The following is a 22,202-nucleotide window of genomic DNA, read 5'->3' as shown; positions in this document are numbered from 1 at the left end:
ACGAATGAATGAAGTAACGATTGGCCATATATCGGAATTTCCGGAGAGACGCGGACGCGTATTCCGGCTTGGCAATCTGGAGCTGGCGCTGTTTAAGATATCGGACGGCGAGGTGAAGGCGGTAGAGAACAGCTGTCCTCATAAACAAGGTAAGCTGGCTGACGGTATGGTATGTGATCACCATGTCTATTGCCCGCTGCATGATTGGAAAATTGATTTGAACGACGGGCTTGTTCAAGCGCCGGATGATGGCTGCGTCTCGACTTACCCGGTCACTGTAGATGAACAAGGCAATGTGATTCTTCGGATAGAAGAAACGGTACAGTCAAAAGTTTCCTAGCTGCACAAAACGATCGCTCATCCTAGATTCATCTGAGGAGGAACCATCCATGGCTCGATTAGAGGGTAAAATCATTGCCTTAACCGGACCGCGCAAGGCCGACGAACTCGGCAGGATGGTCAACAAATTCGGCGGTACAGCTCTGATGCGACCCGCTCAAGGAACAGTCTTCCTGGATGATACCCATATTGAGCAGCAGCTCAAAGCGTTGATTGAACATCCTGCGGATTGGATTATTCTAACGACCGGTGTTGGAACGGAAGCTCTGATGCAGACCGCTGATAAGCTTGGTCTTAGCGACCTGTTTCTGGCTGTGCTTGGGCAAATGCGCATAGCGGCGAGAGGCTACAAGACAGTGAATGTGCTTCGAAAGCTGGGACTGACACCGGAGGTCCGAGATGATGACGGAACTACGGCGGGTCTGCTGCGAAGGATGGAGCACTATGATCTTTGCGGCAGCCGCGTTGCGCTCCAGCTTTACGGTGACCCCGCGCCTCGGCTGATTGCTGAACTCGCAGTGCGAGGCGCCAATTGTGAGGAACTGCTGCCCTACCGTCATATTCCTCCTGAGGGAGATGTAGTAGAGCAGCTTGTGGAAGAAATTATTGCCGGGCAGGTAGATGCGGTAACGTTGACCAGCACGGTTCAAATTAGATATCTCATGGGCTGCGCAGCCAAGCTCGGGAAGCTGGATGCTGTGCGTGATGCATTCGGCAGCTCCGTTCTTGCAGTCGCTGTCGGTAAAGTGACGGCAGAGGCGGTGCAGGAGGAAGGTGTGCAGCGCGTCTTGTTTCCGGAGGAGGAACGGATGGGCAGCATGGTTATCGCGATGAGTAAGTTTTTCGGTGAGGGTGAGGGCGGTCCAGTGCCTTAGACATGTTCGAAGCGCTAACCGCTGTTCATCAATCAGGGTTATTTGTAATTGCATGTCCATCCATTCTTGAGTCCGTCTGCTTGCTTCCGAATTCGGAAGTGAGCGGGCGGCTTTTCTTTCGCTGATCAGAAAGAATAAAGTTAATAGCTGTATGATGTACCGCCTGCGCTTTGCTGGTCCCCGGTTCCGCAGGTTGACGGATTCCACAAAAGAGGCAGCAATGATTTATCCGCTTCGAGCATAAGAAGTTCCTTGGCAGGGCCGGTAAGAATGGCGTCGTACAGCTTGACCCTGTTCGCGCATTCAAATTGGATAAGCGATTCGCTAACGTGATCTCGTATTTCTGGATTATCCTGAGTGACAGCGAGGAGGGATCGGGTCCATTTTGGATGCTTCAGCTGATATTTAATGTAAATAAGCCTGTTCATGAAGTGTGCCTTCTCCCTCCGCGCGATTCGCGGGGCTGTCGGTTTGGTCTGGCATGAATCTGGTTCATCGCCTCTGGGTGGGCGTAGCAATTGGATTAGTATCTATAGTGGATTTTTGCATCTATTTAGAGCGTTTTTTGACTATTATGAGAGCTATAATGGATATTTCCAGTTAAAAAAACCGGAATTAGCGCTGGAAAGCTTTTAGAGGATGTTTAACTGCATGGAATACAGTATAGATACGTCATGGCGCCGATATTAGCTTCTATACTGTACAAAATCCAGCATAGGAGACAGCACGGGATTCAGCACGTGAGCCAGAACGTGATCAAGCACGGGATCCAGACGGGATCCAGCGCGTAAGCCAGACGAGATCCAGCACGTGATCCAGACGGGATTCAGCACGTGAGCCAGAACGTGATCAAGCACGGGATCCAGACGGGATCCAGCGCGTAAGCCAGACGAGATCCAGCATGTGAGCTAGAACGTGATCCAGCACGGGATCCAGACGGGATCCAGCACGTGAGCCAGAACGGGATCCAGAACGAGATCCAGCACGTGATCCAGACGGGATCCAGCATGTGAGCTAGAACGTGATCCAGCACGGGATCCAGACGTGAGCCAGAACGGGATCCAGCACGAGATTCAGCATGTGAGCTAGAACAGGATCCAGCATGTGAGTTAGAACGGGATCCAGCATGTGAGCCAGAACGAGATTCAGCATGTGAGCCAGAACGAGATTCAGCATGTGAGCTAGAACGAGATTCAGCATGTGAGCTAGAACAGGATCCAGCATTGAGCCAGAACGAGATTCAGCATGTGAGCCAGAACGAGATTCAGCACGTTAGCCAGAACGTGAGCCAGAACGTGAGCCAGAACGGGATCCAGAACGGGATCCAGCATGTGAGCCAGAACGTGATCAAGCGCGGGATCCAGCACGGGATCCAGCGCGTAAGCCAGACGTGATCCAGCGCGTAAGCCGGACGTGATCCAGCACGTGATCCAGCACGTGACCCAGCACGTGACCCAGCATGTGACCCAATTTTCTTGCGGGGAAAGATCGGCATGCAATGCCTGATCATATTCAGCGTGTTGGAAAATTACGACTTAAACGATTACAGGGAGTGGGGCTGTAAGTTCTGGCATTATACAGTGTGTAATCGGGCCGGCCCGTTTCTTTTTGTTAGGCGAAGTTTGCTATAATGCTAGGGGTTGATATAACGGTAAATGGAGGCGCCAGCTTATGACGCAAACCTACGCGATGCAAATTGAACTTTTGCTGCGAGGACATGCCAATGCAGAAATTGCGGGACCGATGATTGCCTACATGCGCAATCAGTTCCCGTTTCTTGGGATTAAAATGCCGCAGCGTTCAGCTTTGACGAAGCAGTTCATGAAGGAGAACGGTGCACCGTCGGGAGAAGAATTGGAGCAGGCGGTGCGGGAGCTTTGGGCGCTGCCGGAGCGTGAATTCCAATATACCGCGCTGATGATGCTGGAGAAACGGGTGAAGGAAATAACGCCTGCACAGACAGAGCTGCTTGAACATATCATCACGACAGGCTCGTGGTGGGATACGGTCGATGTGATTGCCGGGCACCTCGTGGGAGCTTTATTTTCGCGTTATCCTGAGCTGATCCCTGTTTATACCCAGAAGTGGATTCATTCGGACAATCTCTGGCTGCGGCGGACGGCGATATTATTTCAGCTTCAATATAAAGGGCGAACCGATAAGGAGCTGCTGTTCTCATTCATCCGATTATGTGCAGGTGAGGAGGATTTCTTCATCCGCAAAGCGATTGGCTGGGCGCTTCGTGAGTACAGCAAAACGAATCCGGATGCGGTGAGACAGTTCGTTGCAGGGATAGAGTTATCCCCTTTGAGTAAGCGTGAAGCGCTCAAGCGAATGGGATAAGAGCTGCGTTCATAACCGCCGCCAAGGCCAGCGATTAAAAATTGCCTTTTTAGGTAAAATTACAATTGACGGCTATGGGAAAGCATGGTATTCTTAATCCCAACAAAGTGGGTAGGAATTATAGGTTATAAGGTGGTGGGCTCGGTATGAATCATTCGATAACGATAAAGAGCGGCCAACTGGAGCTGTCCGGTGTCCTGCAGTATCCTGTGAGAGATAACAACAATGAACGCAAGGCGGGCAAGTATCCGCTTATTATTATATGCCACGGCTTTATCGGCAACCGCATGGGAACGGATCGTTTGTTCGTTGAAGCCGCGGAACGGTTAACGAAGAACGGGTATCTCGTGCTCCGCTTCGATTATGGCGGCTGCGGCGAGAGTACCGGCGACTACGGGAGCGGCGGGCTTGATGAGCTGATCGAGCAGACGAGAACCGTCATCGATTACGGATATAGTCTGGATATTGTTGACTCCGAGCGCATTATTTTGATTGGACACAGCTTAGGCGGAGCGGTGGCAGTTCTTACAGCGGCGCGCGATTCTCGCGTGAAGTCGCTCGTCCTGTGGGCGCCGGTTGCACATCCTTTCATGGATATTCGCAACATCATCGGAACCAAGGCAATTGAGGAAATTGACCGGACAGGGAAAACCGACCACATGCATTACGAGTTGACTAAGTATTTTACCGACTCTCTTGCACAGTACCAACCCTTGACTGAGCTTCGCGGTTACAGCGGCGATGTGCTGATCGTACACGGTACAGCCGATACGATCATACCGGTCGACTACTGCTTCCTCTACCAGAAGATGTTCTGGCTCCGCAAGGAAGGCAACTGCGACAAGGAAGTGATTCTGCAGGGCGACCATACCTTCTCCTCGAAGTCCTACAGGGAAGAGCTGTTCGATGTTACGTTCCGGTGGATTGACTTGATCGGCAAACGCCGCTCAGATTGGAGCTTGTGGACGATTTAATCGGATACGTCATAGGTATTGAATTGAAATAAGAGCCCTGCGGAAGACGATCGATCGTCCTTACCGCAGGGCTTTTTGAAACAGTTCAAGGGTTACCGCAAGATTCTTAAAAGCAGTACCAGCGTTACCGCAAGGTTTTGTTGAGCAGTACCAAGAGTCGGAAAATGACTGCGCGAGCTTAAGCTGATCAACTGTCTATAGCGCCGAAAATCCATCGAAAACGCTGGGTTTTCAGCGCTTTTTTACGTTGAACCATATATTGGAGATAGATCCGCATGTTGGATGATTCACCGTTTGCCCTTTAGGGTTATAAGGGTATAAGGATGTAGTTTGGAAGGAGGCAGGAAGAGACAGGTGGAGATTCCTGTTCAACTATTGATTGTAGATGACCGCCCTGAAAATTTGGCTGCTATAGAAGCTGCGCTGGCAGGGATGTCCTATCATGCCATCCGCGCTTATTCGGGCAGGGAAGCTTTGCGCTGCCTGCTGGAGAATGATTTTGCCGTTATCGTAATGGATGTGCAAATGCCGGATATGGATGGCTTCGAGACGGCCCGCATGATTAAGACCCGTGATAAATCGAAGCATATCCCTATTATATTTTTGTCTGCGGTTAGTCAGGAGGGGCGTGACTTTACCGTGGAATTATCCGGAGCCGTAGATTATATGACCAAGCCCTTCATTCCACAAATTCTGCGTTCCAAGGTTGAAGGTTATGTGAGCTTCTATGAGGCCAACCGGTCTTTGATCAGGCAGAGCGAGCTGCTGCAGAAGCAGACCCGGCAGCTGGAGAAGGCGAATCAGGATTTGCTGCAGGCCAAGGAGTCGGCCGAAATCGCATCCCGAGTGAAATCGGAGTTTCTGGCTATGATGAGTCACGAGATTCGTACGCCGCTGAACGGGATTATCGGGATGTCAGATCTGCTGCTTACCTTGGATTTGAGTCAGGAGCATGCCGAGATGGTGGAAATTATCCATACCAGCGGTAATGCGCTGCTCAAGGTCATTAATCATATACTGGACTTTTCGAAACTGGAATCCGGCAAATTGGAGCTGGAGGAGGAAGCTTTTCCGCTTCAATTGTGTCTGGATGAAACCATAGATTTATTCACGGCTAAAGTCCGTCAGCGTAAGCTTGCGATGAATGTATCGATTGATCCGCTGTTGCCCCAGAGGATTGTTGGAGATATGACGAGGCTTCGGCAGGTGCTGATCAACATCGTTGGCAATGCCGTCAAGTTCACGTATGAAGGCGGTGTAACGATTAGCGTGAGACCGCTCGGAGAGCGGGATGGGAGGCTCATTATCGAATTCGCGGTTAGGGATACGGGGATCGGTGTGCCGCCGGGTAAAATGGAGCAGCTGTTCCAGCCCTTCTCCCAGCTCGACGCTTCCACGAACCGCAAATTTGGCGGGACGGGTCTTGGGCTTTCCATATGCAGATCGCTAGTTGAGCTGATGGGCGGCTCGATAAGGGCAGCGCCGGTGGAGGGCAAGGGAGCCTTGTTCGTTTTTACGATTGCCGCCAAGCAAGCCGATACGCCATAATGCGTGAATTACATTAACGAAAGAGGGTTGAATCATGGCTGAGACGGAAAATAGTCCACTTGTAATGACTGATGCGATCGACTCTGGCCTTCTGCTTGATGCATTGATGGCGCTGAAGAAAGGGGATTTCACCCATCGCATGCCCTATGATCACACGGGGATTGCAGGCAAGGTTGCAGATACCTTTAATGAGATCATGGACATGCAGGAAAGCATGGTTGTGGAAGTGCAGACGATTGCTAAGGTTGTCGGCAAGGAAGGTAAGCTGAATCGCAGATTCACACATAAGAATACAGGCGGCTCCTGGGAGACGGTCTTCGAAGCGCTGAACGGGCTCGTGATTGACCTGATACAGCCGACCAGTGAGATGGTTCGCGTCATTAATGCCGTCGCACAGGGCGATTTGTCCCAGAAGGTAGAGCTGGAGTTCGAGGGCCGGGCGTTGACCGGCGAGTTTCAGCGGACGGCGAACAATATTAACCGGATGGTGAATCAGCTGAGCACATTTGCTTCCGAGGTTACGCGTGTGGCCCGGGAAGTCGGAACCGACGGCAAATTGGGCGGGCAGGCGGATGTGAAAGGCGTTTCCGGCACATGGAAGGATTTGACCGACGGCGTAAATAACATGGCGAGCAACCTGACGGATCAGGTGCGGAATATCGCGGCGGTCACAACGGCAGTAGCGAACGGGGATTTGTCCAAGCAAATCACGGTGAATGCCAAAGGTGAAATTCAAGAGCTGAAGAACACGATCAACACGATGGTGGACCAGCTCTCGACGTTCTCCTCCGAGGTTACGCGGGTGGCCCGTGAGGTGGGTACGGAAGGGAAGCTCGGCGGACAGGCGGATGTAAAGGGTGTATCCGGCACATGGCGCGACTTAACGGAAAGCGTCAACTATATGGCGAGCAATCTGACGAATCAGGTGCGGAACATTGCGGTTGTGACGACTGCCGTAGCCAATGGCGATCTGTCGAAGAAAATCACAGCCGATGTTCAAGGGGAAATTCTGGAGCTGAAGAATACGATTAATACGATGGTGGATCAGCTCTCGACTTTTGCTTCCGAGGTTACGCGGATGGCCCGCGAGGTCGGTACGGAAGGCATTCTCGGCGGGCAGGCCGAGGTTAGCGGCGTTGCAGGCACCTGGCGCGATTTAACGGAAAGCGTTAACTATATGGCGAGCAATCTGACGAACCAAGTGCGGAATATCGCGGAAGTGACAACGGCTGTAGCCAAGGGCGACTTATCGAAGACGATCACGGTGGATGCAAAGGGTGAAATTCTGCAGCTGAAGAGCACCATTAACACGATGGTGGATCAGCTCAGCAACTTCGCCTCCGAGGTTACACGGGTCGCCCGCGAGGTATCGAACGAAGGGATACTGGGTGGTCAGGCGGATGTGCAGGGTGTATCGGGTACTTGGAAGGATCTGACGGACAGCGTTAATTTCATGGCGAGTACGCTGACCGACCAGGTGCGCAACATCGCGGAGGTGACGACCGCAGTCGCGAAAGGCGACTTATCGAAGCAAATTACGGTTAATGCCAAAGGCGAGATTATGGAGCTGAAGAGCACGATCAATACGATGGTGGATCAGCTCTCGACCTTCTCCTCTGAGGTCACGCGGGTTGCCCGCGAGGTAGGTACACTTGGGATGCTGGGCGGACAAGCCCAGGTACGAGGAGTAGCAGGGACTTGGTATGATCTCACCGAAAGCGTTAACTATATGGCGAGCAATCTGACGAATCAGGTCCGTAACATTGCCGTTGTGACAACAGCCGTAGCGAACGGGGATTTATCGAAGAAAATTACGGCGGATGTACAGGGCGAGATTCTGGAGCTGAAGAATACGATCAATACGATGGTGGATCAGCTCTCGACCTTTGCCTCCGAGGTCACCCGCGTTGCCCGCGAGGTCGGAACGGATGGCAAGCTTGGCGGTCAAGCGCAGGTTAAAGGCGTCGGCGGCACATGGAAGGATCTGACGGAGGGCGTTAACAATATGGCCCGCAATCTGACGGATCAGGTGCGGAATATCGCGGATGTCACAACGGCTGTAGCGAAAGGCGACCTGTCCAAGAAGATTACCGTAGACGTCAAAGGCGAAATTCTCGAGCTGAAAATCACGATGAATACGATGGTGGACCAGCTCAGTAACTTCGCCTCCGAGGTCACCCGGGTCGCCCGCGAGGTCGGGACGGAAGGGAAGCTCGGCGTTCAGGCAGAGGTGAAGGATGTATCGGGCACATGGAAGGACCTCACCGATACCGTAAACTATATGGCGAGCAATCTGACCGTACAGATGCGGAATATCGCAGGGGTCACGACGGCTGTAGCCAACGGCGACCTATCCAAGAAAATCACCGTCGATGTGAAGGGCGAGCTGTTCGAGCTGAAGAACACGATCAATACGATGGTGGACCAGCTGAATTCTTTTGCCTCCGAGGTTACACGGGTGGCGCGCGAGGTCGGTACGGACGGGAAGCTTGGCGGCCAAGCGCAGGTACGGGGCGTCGGCGGGATCTGGAAGGATCTCACCGATAACGTTAATATTATGGCGACCAATCTGACGGATCAGGTGCGCGGTATTGCGAAGGTCGTCACGGCTGTTGCAAACGGAAATATGAAACAGAAGCTGACCGTAGAGGCCAAAGGCGAGATTGCCGAGCTGACTGATACAATCAATAATATGATCGATACGCTCGCTACGTTCGCGGTACAGGTTACGACCGTAGCCCGCGAGGTAGGGGCGGAAGGGAAGCTCGGCGGACAAGCCAGCGTTCCGGGAGCGGCCGGTACATGGCGGGATTTGACCGACAATGTTAACTATATGGCGAGTACGCTGACGACGCAGGTTCGCGCGATCACGAACGTGGCGACTGCCGTTACGAAGGGTGATTTGTCCCGGACCATTGATGTGGCTGCGGCCGGCGATGTCGCAACGCTCAAGGATAACATTAACGAGATGATCCGCAATTTGAAGGAAACGACGCGCATCAATACCGAGCAGGATTGGCTGAAGACGAATCTGGCTAAATTCTCAAGGCTGCTGCAGGGTCAAAGAGACCTGTATGCGGTCTGCCGCATGATTCTCTCCGAGCTCGCGCCGCTTGTCTCCATGCAGCACGGCGTATTCTACATTAACGAGCCGGTGAACGGCGTCCAGACGCTGGCGCTCTTCGCCAGCTACGCCTATCAGCAGCGCAAGCATTTGGCCAATGAATTCCGCGCTGGAGAAGGGCTGGTCGGTCAATGTCTGATTGAGAAGCAGCGTATTCTGCTCACGAATGTGCCAAGCGACTATGTCATGATTTCTTCGGGTCTTGGCGAGGCGCCGCCGCTTAATATCGTGCTGCTGCCGATCATTTTCGAAGAACAGGTGCTTGCTGTGCTGGAGCTTGCCTCCTTCCGCAGGTACAGTGAAATCGATATCGCATTCTTCGACCAGCTGACGGAATCGATCGGTATCGTGATCAACACGATGCAGGCGAACCAACGGACGGAGCAGCTGCTGAGCCAGTCGCAGTCTCTGACAGAGGAGCTTCAGAAGCAGCAAAACGAGCTGAAGAACACGAATGAAGAGCTGGAAGACAAAGCGAAGCTGCTCGTCATCCAGAAGGCCGAGGTGGAGAGCAAGAACAACGAGGTCGAGCTCGCCAAGCGTTTCCTTGAGGAGAAAGCGGAGCAGCTGGCGCTTACGTCGAGGTACAAATCCGAGTTTTTAGCCAATATGTCGCATGAGCTGCGTACACCGCTGAACTCGCTTCTCCTGCTGGCAGAGCAGCTTGCTGAGAACCCGGATGAGAATCTTACCGACCATCAAGTGAAATTCGCCAAGACCATTCAGGAATCGGGGCTTGATCTGCTCAACCTGATTAATGATATTTTGGACTTATCCAAGATTGAATCCGGCACGGTGACGCCTGAGTACAATGATATCAAGATAGCCGATCTAAGTGGCGGTCTTGACCGGATGTTTCGGCAGATCGTGAACAATAAGAAGCTGGATTTCCGGTTGACGACGGAAGCTGGCGTGCCCCAGAAGATTGCCACCGATTCGAAGCGGCTGCAGCAGATTCTGAAGAACCTGCTCTCCAATGCATTCAAATTCACGGAGCAAGGGCAGGTCATGCTGCAAATCCGCAAGGCGACCTCCGGCTGGAGCGAGGAGAATGAGTCGCTCAATAAGGCGAAGACTGTGCTCTGTTTTTCTGTAAGCGATACGGGTATCGGTATTCCGGCTGAGAAACAGCAGATCATATTCGAAGCCTTCCAGCAGGCCGATGGCAGTACGAACCGGGAATATGGCGGAACGGGCCTTGGCCTTGCGATTTCAAGGGAGATTGCGGCTATGCTCGGCGGAGAACTGACCCTCTATAGCGTTCCGGGCATCGGGAGCACGTTCAACTTCTATTTGCCGCTTGATGTGGAGACCGATGAACCGGTGCCTAAAGCGAAGTATGTCCCCGAGGTTATCGATGTAGCGCCGCCAACGCGCACCCGCAGCTTCGCCCGCTACTCTGAGGAGGAAATCATCGATGATCGCGATTCGATCGTGACCGGTGACCGGGTGTTCCTGATTGTTGAGGATGACATGAAGTTCAACGAGATCTTATTAGGCTTATTACGGAAAAAAGGGATTAAAGCCATTATTACGACGAATGGCTCGGATGCGCTCGAGCTGGCTGTACGATATAAACCTGCTGCGATTACAGTGGATTTGCGGCTGAGTGACATGGATGGCTGGCTTGTCATCGAACATCTCAAGAATAATATGGACGTACGCCATATTCCGGTATGCGTTATCTCCGTCGAGGAAGATGCCATTGAGCTTCTTCGCAAAGGAGTATCGGATTTCGTCTGCAAACCGGTTACGAATGAGGATCTTGAGAACACCTTGGATCGGCTGAGCAGCGATGCGGATCGAAGTGTTCGCCAGCTGCTGTTAGCCGTTCATGATGAACAGCGCCGTCAGCAATTCATCGAGCTGATTGCTGGCAAAGATGTGAAAATTACATCTGCGGATACGGGCCGCAAAGCGATGAATCAGCTCAAGTCCAAGACGTTCGACTGTGTTCTGGCTGATAATGATCTGCCTGATATGATACCTGCGGTGTTCGTGCGGGAAATGCAAAAGAACACGAAGCATAAACATGTGCCGCTCGTTATCCATCCAAGCCGTAAGCTGACCCCAGGCGAGGAAAACGAACTGGAGGAGCTCATGAAATCCGTTGTGATGACGGAAGCGAAATCGCTCGTTCAAGTGCTTGACGAGACGACATTATTCCTGCATCGCAAAGCGGAGAATCTGACGGATGCAACGAGGGAGAAGCTGGTAAGACTGTACGCCTCCGATGAGATGATCGAATACAAGAAGGTGCTTGTGGTCGATGACGATATCCGGAATATTTTTGCGCTGACTACGATATTGGAGCGGCATAATATGAAGGTCATTCCCGCCGAAAACGGTCATGACGCCATTATCTCATTGGAGCAGACGCCTGATATCGATATTGTGCTGATGGACATCATGATGCCGGTCATGGATGGGTATGAGACTACGCGCGCGATCCGCAAGCAAAAAGAATTCGCGGAGCTGCCTATCATTGCGCTCACTGCGAAGGCGATGAAAGGCGACCGCGAGCTGTGCTTGGAGGCAGGGGCATCCGATTATATTACGAAGCCGGTCAACAGCGCGCAATTACTGGCCATGATCCGCCACTGGCTGGGCAGTCCAGTCGCAGAGGCACAGAGCGTGCAGGTAAAAAGTTAGCTTGTACGGGAAGCTGTGCTGTGCGTCGCCGTCTCTTGAGGCGGGTCGTGGCAACCTTAAGCTGCGGGGAAACAGCAATCGAGGAAACAGCTGCCGAGGAAACTCGGCGGCTGCTTGTGCTTTTCTTACGCGTGTAGGTACACTCTGCAGAGAAGGCTGTGCTTGCACGATTATGCATTGAAGATAGCAGATAGCAGGTAGAAGATAGCAGGTAGCAGGTAGCAGGTAGAAAATAGAGGATAGAAATTAGAAAATAGCAGGTAGCTATACTGGAAACCATACAGTTATTTTGACCCTATTTGGCTTTTCAATTGCCTATAGTGGTTAAATCCATTTAAAAATGCTCTTGGGGCGCTCAAAGTCGTTCTATTGGCTAAAATAAATGGATATATGCAGTATAGCTATAGAGTCTCGACCTAGCTGCCGCATATAACTGGACAGAATCCAGTATAGATATTCCTATTGAGATATGTTTGGATAAAAAGCTGTGGTTGGTTAGCGTTCAAAGTTAGCGTGCAGGTTCCGAATAGGCAGCAATAGAGGGAGAGTTAGTGTGCAAAATTCGAATGAGTAGTAAGAGAAAGTTAGCGTGCAGGTTCCGAATAGGCTGCAATAGAGCGAGAGTTAGTGTGCAAAATTCGAATGAGTAGTAAGCAAGAGTTAGCGTGCTGGTTCCGAATAGGCTGTAATAGCGGGAGAGTTAGTGTGCAAAATTCGAATGATTAGTAAGCGAGAGTTAGCGTGCAGGTTCCGAATAGGCTGCAATAGAGGGAGAGTTAGTGTGCAAAATTCGAATGAGTAGTAAGCGAGAGTTAGCGTGCAGGTTCCGAATAGGCAGCAATAGAGGGAGAGTTAGTGTGCAAAATTCGAATGAGTAGTAATAGAGGTTAGCGTGCAGGTTCCGAATAGGCAGCAATGGGGAATTAGCGTCCAAGTTTCAAATTTGGTGGCAATAGAGAGCGAGTTAGAATACAAGGTTAGCGAAAATAAGCGGAGGTAAAGAATAGAACAGAATAGTAAGTTGCATCAGAGCAAGCAAGGGCAATAGGTAGACAAGCTGGTTTTGGCCGTAGCAAAATACAAAGCTGCGGACAGGGGAGCGAGCGGCACAGTCGCAACATTAATGAGCATAGACTCGTTCTTATAAAAGAGCGCCTGCAGGTACACAATGAAGAAAGGTCCCGGCAAGGCGGAATATTGGAATGAGGAACATCAAGTGAAATGGCGGTGTGCATCGATGAGAGCTGGGAAGTCTAAACTGGCCATATTGCTGCTGGCTTGTGTATTGGCGGCAGGTTGTGCGGATAAGGGCAATCGTAACCAGAATGAACATACAGGACTAACAGGAACGAATGGCCAAAATAGTGAGTCCGGTAACCAAGTCAATGTTCCCGGCAATGGGGACAGCGAGGCAGGACAGACGGATCCGTCTGGAGCTGGCGGAGACTCAGTGAATAATGGAGAGGGAAATGCGGACTCGAATACCGGCTCAGGCTCAGGCGGCGGTTCATCAGGGAATCCGGGTCCCGGCTCTGAAGTCGGTAATGAACCGGGTGAGAGCGGGGAGCCGCCTGCGGAAGATGCGGTCAGTGAGAAGGTTCGGCAGCAGCTTGCGGCAATGACGCTGGATGAGAAGCTGGGAGAGATGATCATTGCCGGCATAGCAGGCAATACAGCCGGCGAGCAGACGAAGCGGATGATTGCTCAGCAGCATGTGGGCGGTATTATTTTTTACAAAGAAAATGTAACCGACCCTAAAGGTGTCGTAAAGTATGTGAACCAGCTGAACGGCTGGAATAAGGACAACGATGCGCCCCTGTTTATCTCCGTCGATGAAGAGGGCGGGCGGGTAAGCAGGCTGCCGGGGCTCGAGCGGCTGCCGACCGGCCGTGAGGTTGGGAAAGCCAACAGTACTTCATATGCGGCGGAGATTGGCGGCTTCCTGGGAGATGCGAGCAGCAGCATGGGCTTTAATATGGATTTCGCCCCTGTCCTGGACATTAACAGCAACCCGAAGAATCCCGTCATTGGCGACCGCTCGTTCGGGGCGACGTCCAAGCTGGTGACGGATATGGGCATGAATGTGATGAAGGGCATCGCTTCGGCGGGCGTTATTCCAGTCGTTAAACATTTCCCCGGGCATGGCGATACGTCCGTAGACTCCCATCTGGAGCTGCCGGTCGTGAAGAAAAGCCTGACACAGCTCAAAGCCTTTGAATGGGTGCCCTTTAAAGAGGCGATTCAAGAAGGGGCAGACGTCGTTATGATTGCCCATATCTTATTTCCAAAGCTCGATCCGAGCTATCCGGCTTCCTTGTCCAAAGTTGTGATTACCGATGAGCTGCGCGGCACTCTTGGATTCAAAGGGGTTGTAATCACCGATGATCTGACGATGGGGGCAATCGCTAAGAATTACGGTATGGGTGAGGCCGCTGTTCGGACGATTAAGGCTGGGAGTGATATTTTGCTAGTGGCTCATGGGTATGATAATGTGGATAAAATCTTGGCGGCATTGAAATCAAGTGTGAAGAAAGGCGACATCACGCAGAAGCGGATCGACGAGAGTGTGACGCGGATCCTGCAGCTGAAGGAAAAGTATCAGCTTACAGATGACACAACGATCCAAACGCCGAACTTGACCAACCTCAATGCAGCTATTCGCAAAGCGACAGCTGCTCATTAAGCTTCCATGATTCCCTTCACGCTCACATCATTGACCATCATCGCTCCATGTCTAGCTGCGTGTGCGTTTGTATGAGAAACAAGTGGAAGGGGTAATCGTTAAGCGTCGGAGGGGATTTCATTATGAAAATAAAGCTCGCTGCAGGCTTCCTGATCCTAATAGCGGTTATAGGTGCTTTTGCTATTGTGGCTGCCCGGAGCGGCGGCGAATCGGATGAAGTCACCCTTCCTGCGAGGACCGGGAGTGATCAGCTATTGACATTGAACGAGGTGAAGGAAGCTTTTGCAATAGAAGGATTGACGCTCACCAGCTGGCAAGGTCGAGAGTACTTCACGCTGAATCATCGCAAGCCCGGCATGTTCAAGACCCTTGATGGCGAATATGCCATGTATGTCTTCGGCTCAATGTGCTGCTGATGTACTTAAACACCCCTTCTGCAGCTAATTCGGGAGTTGGGGACAAGATTGAGAGTGCGATCTATGGCGCGGAAGGGTAATGTTGGAAGAGACGGAAGCGGCATATTTGCACACGGGTATACAATACTAAGCTGAGGATCTGCAGCCGCTGCAGCCGTAGACTTGAAGTATACAGCCGAAGGGGAAATGCACATGATCGCGGAACAAATCGTCAACATCCTGGACGATAAAATACAGACGGTTAAGAGCACGAACGGTACGGTGATTTTAGTCGGCCCGATTAATTTGCCCGTTGAGCTGGACGGACTTACACATATTTTTCAATGGTACTGCTGGCTGCCGTGTAAGGATTTGGTTAAGAGCAGCGGCGATTGCAGAGATAAAGAACAAACGGAGTTCCTGATTGAGCAGCTGTCCGCATCTAATTTGGCTGAGAAGCAGCAGTCGAGCGCGCTGGTGTACGGGGATTTCCGCAACCATGAGGACGCGTTGATCCGGATGCACAGCATTTGCCACACCGGAGACATCTTTGGGAGCAAACGCTGTGACTGCGGCTATCAGCTGCATCAATCCATGAGAATGATCATTGCGCATGGAACGGGAGCTTTATTTTATCTGGCGAATCATGAGGGCAGGGGAATCGGCTTGTTCAGCAAAGCGATGGCATATCTCCTGCAGGAGAAGGGCTATGATACCGTCGAGGCCAATTTGGAGCTCGGCTTCCAGGATGATACGCGTAATTATGACGATACGCTGCATGTGCTCAGACATCTGCGGGATAAGCCGGTAACGCTCATTACGAACAATCCGAAGAAGCTCGATGCGCTGCAGGCCACAGGTATGAATGTGGACGGACGTATCCCGTTATGGGGCGATATCTCGGAGTTCAATAAGAAGTATCTCGAGACGAAAGTGAAGCGTTCCGGTCACTTCGATTCGGAAATTACAATCCCGTAAGCAGAAATAAACGCTCTCCGCCCTCCTTGGGAAAGGAGGTGATGGAGAGCGCAGCGATCATCCAGTTTTGAAAATAATAACCGGTAGGTGAGCAGTTTAGTTACTACTTCCCATCTTCCGGTCATTGTACATAAGTCATTTACTCGCCCGTAGCCACGCGCTCCATCAGCCCCATCAACTCTTCAGCCGGATAAGCGCCGGACAGCGCATATTTATTATTGAATACGAAGAAAGGAACGCCGGTCACGCCGATCTTGCGGGCCTGCTCGATGTCGGCATCCACGGAAGTGCTTCCCTCTTCGTTAAGTAAACGGGAACGAATATCATCTTCATCTAAACCAAGCTCACGTGCAACGGCCAGTAATTCATCAAGCTGTGCAACATCGCGGCCTTCTTCGAAATAAGCACGGAATAAAGCGTCAACCGCCGCCGTCTTATCCGCTTCAGGTACGAGGGTAACGAAACGGTGAGCGAGTCTTGTGTTCGGCATCCGGGTTACGCGGTCAAACCGAAAGGTGACTCCTACGTCGGCGCCGGCTTTGGTTACATGCTCCAGCATCCGCTGCAATGTCTCCGGACCGCCCATTTTCTTCTGCATGGCTTCGTCGAAGGCGCGGCCTTCCTCAGGAAGCGACGGATCTAATTGGTAAGCGCGATAGGTAATGGTGACTGGCTCGCCGCCTTTGGCGTCCCACAGCTCCAATGCGCGGAAAAGGTTTTGTTTGCCGATGCGGCACCATGGACAGACCACGTCAGAATAAAGATCAATATGCATTAGTCATAATCCCCTCATGGAAGTCGTTTTGTTCTTATTTTAACACAGGACCGGGGCAGTTCCTAACCGTAGAGCTGGATAGCATATCGGCTCTTTGAAGAATTTTAGGAGGAGGTTACAATAGAATAGAGGTGATGATGGTGATTCGAATCGGTTTGGCGGGATGGGGGGACCATCCGACTTTATATAAAGAATCAGGCGCAGCCCGCAATAAGCTGGCTTCTTATTCGCGTTGGTTAAACTGCGTCGAGGTGGACAGCACCTTCTACGCCGTTCAATCACAGGAGCTTATGCATCGCTGGGCCAAGGATACGCCGGCGGAGTTCCGTTTTGTGGTCAAAGCTTACCAAGGCATGACGGGGCATGCCCGGGGCGGGGGCAGCGGTTATAAGCCTTTCCCTAGTGAAGCTGCGATGTTCGAGGCTTTTCGGGAATCTATCGTACCCTTGCAGGAGGCGGGGAAGCTCGCCGCTGTCCTCTTTCAATACCCGCCCTGGTTCGATTGCACGAGGCAACATGTGGATATGATCCGCAAGGCTAAGCAGCAAATGGGTGAGGTGCCGTGCGCGCTCGAATTCCGTCATCAAAGCTGGTTCGCACCGGAGATGAGAGAGAAGACGCTGGACTTTACGCAGCGGGAGGGCTGGATGCATACGGTTTGCGACGAGCCGCAGGCCGGAGACGGATCGGTGCCGATTGTTGAAGCGGCGACAGATGAGCAGGCGACCATTGTCCGGCTGCATGGCCGCAATGCGGAAGGCTGGGTATCCGCGGGTCAGCCCAATTGGCGGGATGTGCGTTATCTGTACCGCTACAATGAAGAAGAGCTTCAAGATTGGGCGGAGCGCCTGCATCGTCTCGAGCAGCTGTCGCAAACGGTCTTTATCTTGTTCAATAACAATTCCGGCGGGGATGCCGCAGATAATGCGCTGCAGCTCATGCGGATGCTGGGGCAGGTTCCGCCTCGGGGTGCTTTTGAGACCGTTAAGCCTGCAGAAAAAGCAGAGCAGCTGGAGCTGTTCGATTGATGCGCACCCGGACGAGCCTCGCCGCATTCCTGCTTATGCCTCATAGAAAAGCGAGGACCCTCTAATGGTGATAAGAAAGACAAGAGCCCACGGATTCAGAATCGGACCCGAGGGCTCTTGTTTACCCGTGAAATCGACGCAGAGATGCTGCTGTAAGCCTCAACCCGAATGATTTTGAAATAAAAGCCAAAATACCTGTTGACAGAAGCCTTAAAATCATTTATCTTTAATTCAAGATACTTAATAAAGAGATAGTTCACGACAACGAATTATCGCTTAAGTACCCAATACGAAGAAGAGGAGTGATCACGATGCGCGCCTTGCTACAACGAATCAATGAGCTTTCCAAACAGGCCAAAGCCGAAGGATTATCGCAGGCGGAACTAGAGGAACAAGACAGTCTCCGCAAGAAATACGTCGAAATCTTCCGCGGATCTCTGGAGAGTACCTTATTGAACGTTACGATATATGATCCTAACGGCGATGATGTTACACCGGAGAAGTTGAGACAACACCAGGCGAGATTGGCAGCCGATGAGCCTGACTTAGGAGGGTGAACGAACAAATTGGATAAGAGAAGGGAACACGAAGAATTATTTTTATCTGATATCTTAAATTAAAGATTATTAAAATTAAACTATTGGAGGATGATTGTGATGGTAGCATTGGGATTGTTGTTGGTTCGTGCGGTAGTGGGCTTGTTGTTCGTGGGGCATGGAGCGCAGAAGCTGTTTGGCTGGTTCGGGGGTTACGGGCCCAAAGGAACCGGCGGCTGGATGGAATCGATCGGCATTAAACCGGGTGTTGCGATGGCGGTCGCTGCCGGCTTGATGGAGCTGGTTGGCGGGGCACTCTTCACTGCCGGATTATTCACGCCTCTGGCTGCTGTGCTGATTGCACTTACGATGGTTGGCGCTATTGTGAAAGTGCATCGTGCGAACGGACTCTGGGCAACGGCTAACGGTTACGAATATCCGCTTGTGCTCCTGGTCATTGTCATTGGGGTTGCCTTAACTGGAGCCGGAGACTATTCCTTGGATGCGCTGATCAAATAAACCTGTAAGGTCTAGAGAAAACTAATAAGAAATCAATCATATAGAGGAGGAATTCACATGTCATTACAAACCGCAGGCATTCATCATATCACCGCTTTTGCAGGCAATCCGCAAGCCAATGTCGATTTTTACGCCGGCGTTCTCGGTCTTCGCATGGTGAAGAAAACGATCAACTTTGACGCTCCCGAAGTGTACCACTTATATTTCGGCAATGAGCAGGGAAGTCCGGGGACAATTATCACGTTCTTCCCGTCCCCCGGTTCTCCGAAAGGAAGAATCGGAGGCGGTCAGGTGGGCGTAACCTCTTATGTCGTTCCAAAGGGTGCGCTTCCCTTCTGGGAAAATCGTTTGGCAAGCTTCGGCATCGAAACGACAAGAACAACCCGGTTCTCTGAGGAGTATCTGCAGTTTAAGGATAACGAAGGGCTGGGGCTCGAGATCGTAGAGCGCGAGAAAGGTGCGCCGAGCAGCTGGTCGTTCGATGGGATTACAGCCGGTCAAGCGATCAAAGGCTTCGGGGGCGCCATTCTCTTCAGCACCAACTATGCACAAACGATGCATGCGCTGGAGCATATACTCGGATTCGCCAAAGCTGCTGAAAATGGGGAGTATGCGCGGTTTCAATCGACTGGTGATATCGGCAACGTGGTTGACGTTCCGCTTGCCAATATGAATTGGGGAGTCGGCGGAGCTGGTACGGTCCACCATATTGCATGGCGGGCTCAGGATTTTGCGCAGCATGAGGAATGGAGAAATACCGTGGAGAGCAGCGGCTATCATCCAACGCCTGTCATCGACCGCCAATATTTCAATGCGATTTACTTCCGTGAAGCAGGAGGCATATTGTTCGAAATCGCAACAGATCCGCCGGGATTTGCGAATGACGAGCCTGCAGAATCATTAGGACAGAAATTAATGCTGCCGAACTGGTTTGAGCCGCACCGGGATCAAATCGAAGCGAATCTGTATCCGATCGAGGTTAGAGTGGTTGCGCCGAGCAAACAATAAGCGGAATACAGCCTGTGCCGTCTGTTTCCGGCGCAGGCTGTATAGGATCCCATAAATCGTTACAAAATAAGGTACATGCCGCCGTTGACAAACACAACTGTAACTGATATTATTACAGTATAAAGCGGGGTGGCCGTTAAGCATGAACAGCGAATTTACGATTGCGGTACACAGTTTGGTTTATTTGGCTCATAAGCCGGAGCGAATGGCTTCGAGTGAAGCGATTGCGGACAACGTGGCAACGAACCCAGCGAGGATTCGCAAGGTAATGAGTTGTTTGAAGCGCGGCGGTTATGTCAACACAAGGGAAGGCGCTGGCGGTGGTTACCGGCTGACGCTGGATCCGGCGGTTGTCACCTTAGCTGATATCTACAAGCTTATGGCACAAGGCTCTGTTATTCCAAGTTGGTGCTCAGGCGATCCGGATATGGATTGCGTGGTTGGCTCCAACATGAGGGAAGTGATGGACGGTATCTTTTGCAAAGCGGAGAAGCAGCTTGAGAGTTACTTCAGCGGCATTACCCTTACCGACGTGCTGGACCAGATCCAAGAGTGCGAGGATTGTTGATTCGATTTATGATGTGACGGGTATTCCCTTCTCATACAAGTGTTTGTAAGAGAACTTATAATTTGAGAGGATGATTGAATATGGCAGTAGCATTGACTAAAGACAACTTTAACCAAAGCATCGAAAACGGCGTAACCTTGGTAGATTTCTGGGCACCATGGTGCGGACCTTGCAAAATGCAGCTTCCTATCGTTGAAGAGCTCTCCACTGAGCTTCAAGGCACAGCGACAATCGGCAAAATCAACGTGGACGAAGAGCCGGAACTGGCTTCCCAATTCGGCGTTATGAGCATCCCGACTTTGATCCTGTTCAAAGACGGTCAACCGGTTGATAAAATGGTCGGTCTGCAATCCAAAGATGCTTTGAAAAACAAAATTCAAGGCCAAGTCTAATAAGCGGTTGACTCGCTTGAACGAAACCTCATGCCATGGGCATGAGGTTTTTTGTTTCGTACGTTATGTTGATTGTTAAATTCGCATGAGGCTATTCGAGTTAATCGATTGGCGTGTACACGCAGAAATGAATATCTTTATTGCCGTTCACATCAAAGAACGAGCTGATATCATAGCGCTGCCTTGTTCGACCCGGGCCGATGAATTCGATGATCATTTCGGCTTTGTTCCGTATATCGTGGAGATCCCAGTGTTCACGGAAGAAAGGACTTACCTGTTTCAATTCTTCTACAAATGAGGTGAACCAAGGATCTCCGATGTAAGAATCGAAATACCCGCGGAAAATCGCGATGGCATACGCCGCATAAGTCTCCCAGTCTGCGACGCGCTCTCGGAGAGAGGGGTTTGCAAACACCTGCCAGGTCATATTCCGTTCTGCCGCCGCAAGAGACCCGAAATCCCCAAAAAGCGCTGTCACCGGCGCATTCCAAGCAATGACATCCGTACGATTGCCCACGAGAATAGCAGGGTATGCGATGTTATCCAGTATTTTGCGCAGGGATGGCGTCATTACAAAATCCCGGACTGGCGATGGAGGCGGCATGTGAACACGGGCAAGCCGAAGCAGATGCAGCCAGGGTCTGAGGGGATTGTTGAGCTGAAGAGGCAGTATAAGCCAGCCAGATTGTCATCCATTGAATCTAATAGCCGGCAATCACTCATTCATGATCCCCGCAGGTAATTCTCACGCCGGCAAGTACCCGTTCTTAAACACGCGATACCATTCCTCCAGCCTGTCGCCTTCCAACACGCCCAATTTCTCTAAAATAAGTCTCGAGAACTCGACCGCTGCGCTTCCGTTAGCGGTAATGAGATTTCCGTCGCTGACGGACTGCGCCTCCACATAATAGCTGTCGCCCTTATAGTTAGGGGCGCCGCTCTTCAGATTAGCCAGCATATTGCCCGTATGCTTATTGTGGTCGAGGAACCCGCCATTACCCAGGAAAGTCGTCGCGTCGCATATTGCAGCAACCGGGATATTACGGCTTAAACAAAGGTCCACGAGTGAACGGAATGGCTGATTATGCTCCGCTCTCCACCCCGTGCCTCCGGGAATAATGAGCATGGCCACGTGACTGGCCTCCGGCAGGTCATTCAGCGTATAATCCGGCAGGACCCGGAAGCCGCCCATCGACGTCTTGGGTTCTTGATCAATAGCGATCGTTTTCACCTGATAACCGGTGTCAGGCTCGTTAATCTCTGCACTTACATAGCTGGCTTCCCAGTCCGCAAACCCGTCCGTTAGTGCAATCAATACGATTTTTTTCATGATTGATCCCTCCTAGTGGGCTTCTCTATAACCTTATCTTATCTCAATATCACTGACAGCTGCAGTCAGTGATAGCTTGGTTTTCACTACATTTTCAACTAAAGCTAGCAGCAGCCGGGAAACATGCAACTTTTA

Annotated in this window: 20 protein-coding genes; 15 read left to right on the top strand and 5 right to left on the bottom strand. The window is 51.5% G+C overall.

Going from position 1 to position 22,202, the window contains the following annotated elements:
* The first annotated feature begins 4 nt into the window (after positions 1–4).
* Entirely contained in the window at positions 5–340 is a 336-nt protein-coding gene (nirD, locus tag ACFPYJ_RS01530; RefSeq protein ID WP_379186271.1) for a nitrite reductase small subunit NirD, read from the top strand.
* A gap of 49 nt (positions 341–389) precedes the next feature.
* The gene (locus tag ACFPYJ_RS01525; RefSeq protein ID WP_379186270.1) at positions 390–1,214 is read left to right on the top strand and encodes a uroporphyrinogen-III synthase; all 825 of its coding nucleotides are present in this window, start codon (positions 390–392) and stop codon (positions 1,212–1,214) included.
* A 140-nt stretch (positions 1,215–1,354) separates the two neighbouring features.
* Here ACFPYJ_RS01525 and ACFPYJ_RS01520 read toward each other — a convergent pair whose 3' ends face one another.
* Positions 1,355–1,642, bottom strand: coding sequence for a hypothetical protein (locus ACFPYJ_RS01520; protein WP_379186269.1), 288 nt, complete (start codon positions 1,640–1,642; stop codon positions 1,355–1,357).
* Between the two features lie 777 nt (positions 1,643–2,419).
* A complete protein-coding gene (locus ACFPYJ_RS01515; RefSeq protein ID WP_379186268.1) occupies positions 2,420–2,581 on the bottom strand; it encodes a hypothetical protein in 162 nt (53 codons plus the stop codon).
* A 304-nt stretch (positions 2,582–2,885) separates the two neighbouring features.
* Here ACFPYJ_RS01515 and ACFPYJ_RS01510 point away from each other — a divergent pair, with 304 nt between their 5' ends.
* The 7 genes from ACFPYJ_RS01510 to ACFPYJ_RS01480 all read left to right on the top strand — a co-directional run bounded on the left by ACFPYJ_RS01510 (position 2,886) and on the right by ACFPYJ_RS01480 (position 15,911).
* Positions 2,886–3,557 (top strand): DNA alkylation repair protein, encoded by a 672-nt coding sequence (locus ACFPYJ_RS01510; RefSeq protein WP_379186267.1) that lies wholly within the window; start codon positions 2,886–2,888, stop codon positions 3,555–3,557.
* 146 nt (positions 3,558–3,703) lie between these two features.
* Positions 3,704–4,531 carry an alpha/beta hydrolase family protein gene (locus ACFPYJ_RS01505; RefSeq protein WP_379186266.1) on the top strand — a complete coding sequence of 276 codons (828 nt, stop codon included), beginning with the start codon at positions 3,704–3,706 and terminating at the stop codon, positions 4,529–4,531.
* Between the two features lie 354 nt (positions 4,532–4,885).
* Positions 4,886–6,079: an ATP-binding protein gene (locus tag ACFPYJ_RS01500; protein WP_379186265.1), complete on the top strand. Its 1,194-nt coding sequence runs from the start codon at positions 4,886–4,888 to the stop codon at positions 6,077–6,079.
* A 34-nt stretch (positions 6,080–6,113) separates the two neighbouring features.
* Complete coding sequence (locus tag ACFPYJ_RS01495; RefSeq protein ID WP_379186264.1) at positions 6,114–11,855, top strand: HAMP domain-containing protein; 5,742 nt, start codon at positions 6,114–6,116, stop codon at positions 11,853–11,855.
* Positions 11,856–13,023: 1,168 nt separating this feature from the next.
* Positions 13,024–14,538, top strand: coding sequence for a beta-N-acetylhexosaminidase (gene nagZ, locus ACFPYJ_RS01490; protein WP_379186263.1), 1,515 nt, complete (start codon positions 13,024–13,026; stop codon positions 14,536–14,538).
* Between the two features lie 122 nt (positions 14,539–14,660).
* Positions 14,661–14,954 carry a hypothetical protein gene (locus tag ACFPYJ_RS01485; protein WP_379186262.1) on the top strand — a complete coding sequence of 98 codons (294 nt, stop codon included), beginning with the start codon at positions 14,661–14,663 and terminating at the stop codon, positions 14,952–14,954.
* Positions 14,955–15,146: 192 nt separating this feature from the next.
* Positions 15,147–15,911 (top strand): GTP cyclohydrolase II, encoded by a 765-nt coding sequence (locus tag ACFPYJ_RS01480; protein WP_379186261.1) that lies wholly within the window; start codon positions 15,147–15,149, stop codon positions 15,909–15,911.
* 139 nt (positions 15,912–16,050) lie between these two features.
* On the opposite strand, the gene ACFPYJ_RS01475 is transcribed toward ACFPYJ_RS01480, so the two are convergent.
* A complete protein-coding gene (locus ACFPYJ_RS01475) occupies positions 16,051–16,686 on the bottom strand; it encodes a DsbA family oxidoreductase (protein WP_379186260.1) in 636 nt (211 codons plus the stop codon).
* A gap of 140 nt (positions 16,687–16,826) precedes the next feature.
* On the opposite strand from ACFPYJ_RS01475, the gene ACFPYJ_RS01470 reads away from it, so the two are divergent.
* The 6 genes from ACFPYJ_RS01470 (at position 16,827) to trxA (ending at position 20,737) form a co-directional block, all read left to right on the top strand.
* Complete coding sequence (locus ACFPYJ_RS01470) at positions 16,827–17,714, top strand: DUF72 domain-containing protein (RefSeq protein ID WP_379186259.1); 888 nt, start codon at positions 16,827–16,829, stop codon at positions 17,712–17,714.
* Positions 17,715–18,025: 311 nt separating this feature from the next.
* Positions 18,026–18,271 carry a DUF896 domain-containing protein gene (locus ACFPYJ_RS01465; protein ID WP_379186258.1) on the top strand — a complete coding sequence of 82 codons (246 nt, stop codon included), beginning with the start codon at positions 18,026–18,028 and terminating at the stop codon, positions 18,269–18,271.
* A gap of 99 nt (positions 18,272–18,370) precedes the next feature.
* Positions 18,371–18,769, top strand: coding sequence for a DoxX family protein (locus ACFPYJ_RS01460; protein ID WP_379186328.1), 399 nt, complete (start codon positions 18,371–18,373; stop codon positions 18,767–18,769).
* Between the two features lie 57 nt (positions 18,770–18,826).
* On the top strand, positions 18,827–19,777 hold the full coding sequence (locus ACFPYJ_RS01455) for a ring-cleaving dioxygenase (protein WP_379186257.1): 951 nt from the start codon (positions 18,827–18,829) through the stop codon (positions 19,775–19,777).
* Positions 19,778–19,919: 142 nt separating this feature from the next.
* On the top strand, positions 19,920–20,345 hold the full coding sequence (locus tag ACFPYJ_RS01450) for an RrF2 family transcriptional regulator (protein ID WP_379186256.1): 426 nt from the start codon (positions 19,920–19,922) through the stop codon (positions 20,343–20,345).
* Positions 20,346–20,425: 80 nt separating this feature from the next.
* Positions 20,426–20,737 carry a thioredoxin gene (gene trxA, locus ACFPYJ_RS01445; RefSeq protein ID WP_379186255.1) on the top strand — a complete coding sequence of 104 codons (312 nt, stop codon included), beginning with the start codon at positions 20,426–20,428 and terminating at the stop codon, positions 20,735–20,737.
* A 100-nt stretch (positions 20,738–20,837) separates the two neighbouring features.
* On the opposite strand, the gene ACFPYJ_RS01440 is transcribed toward trxA, so the two are convergent.
* Both ACFPYJ_RS01440 and ACFPYJ_RS01435 read right to left on the bottom strand, forming a co-directional pair.
* Positions 20,838–21,308 (bottom strand): MmyB family transcriptional regulator, encoded by a 471-nt coding sequence (locus ACFPYJ_RS01440; protein WP_379186253.1) that lies wholly within the window; start codon positions 21,306–21,308, stop codon positions 20,838–20,840.
* Positions 21,309–21,482: 174 nt separating this feature from the next.
* Positions 21,483–22,067 (bottom strand): type 1 glutamine amidotransferase family protein, encoded by a 585-nt coding sequence (locus ACFPYJ_RS01435; RefSeq protein ID WP_379186252.1) that lies wholly within the window; start codon positions 22,065–22,067, stop codon positions 21,483–21,485.
* Positions 22,068–22,202: the final 135 nt, after the last annotated feature.

It is taken from the genome of Paenibacillus solisilvae (assembly GCF_042656405.1).
In the GTDB taxonomy this organism is placed as follows: domain Bacteria; phylum Bacillota; class Bacilli; order Paenibacillales; family Paenibacillaceae; genus Paenibacillus_Z; species Paenibacillus_Z solisilvae.
Note: the sequence above shows the minus strand (reverse complement) of the source record. Positions and strands in the feature narration are given on the sequence as shown.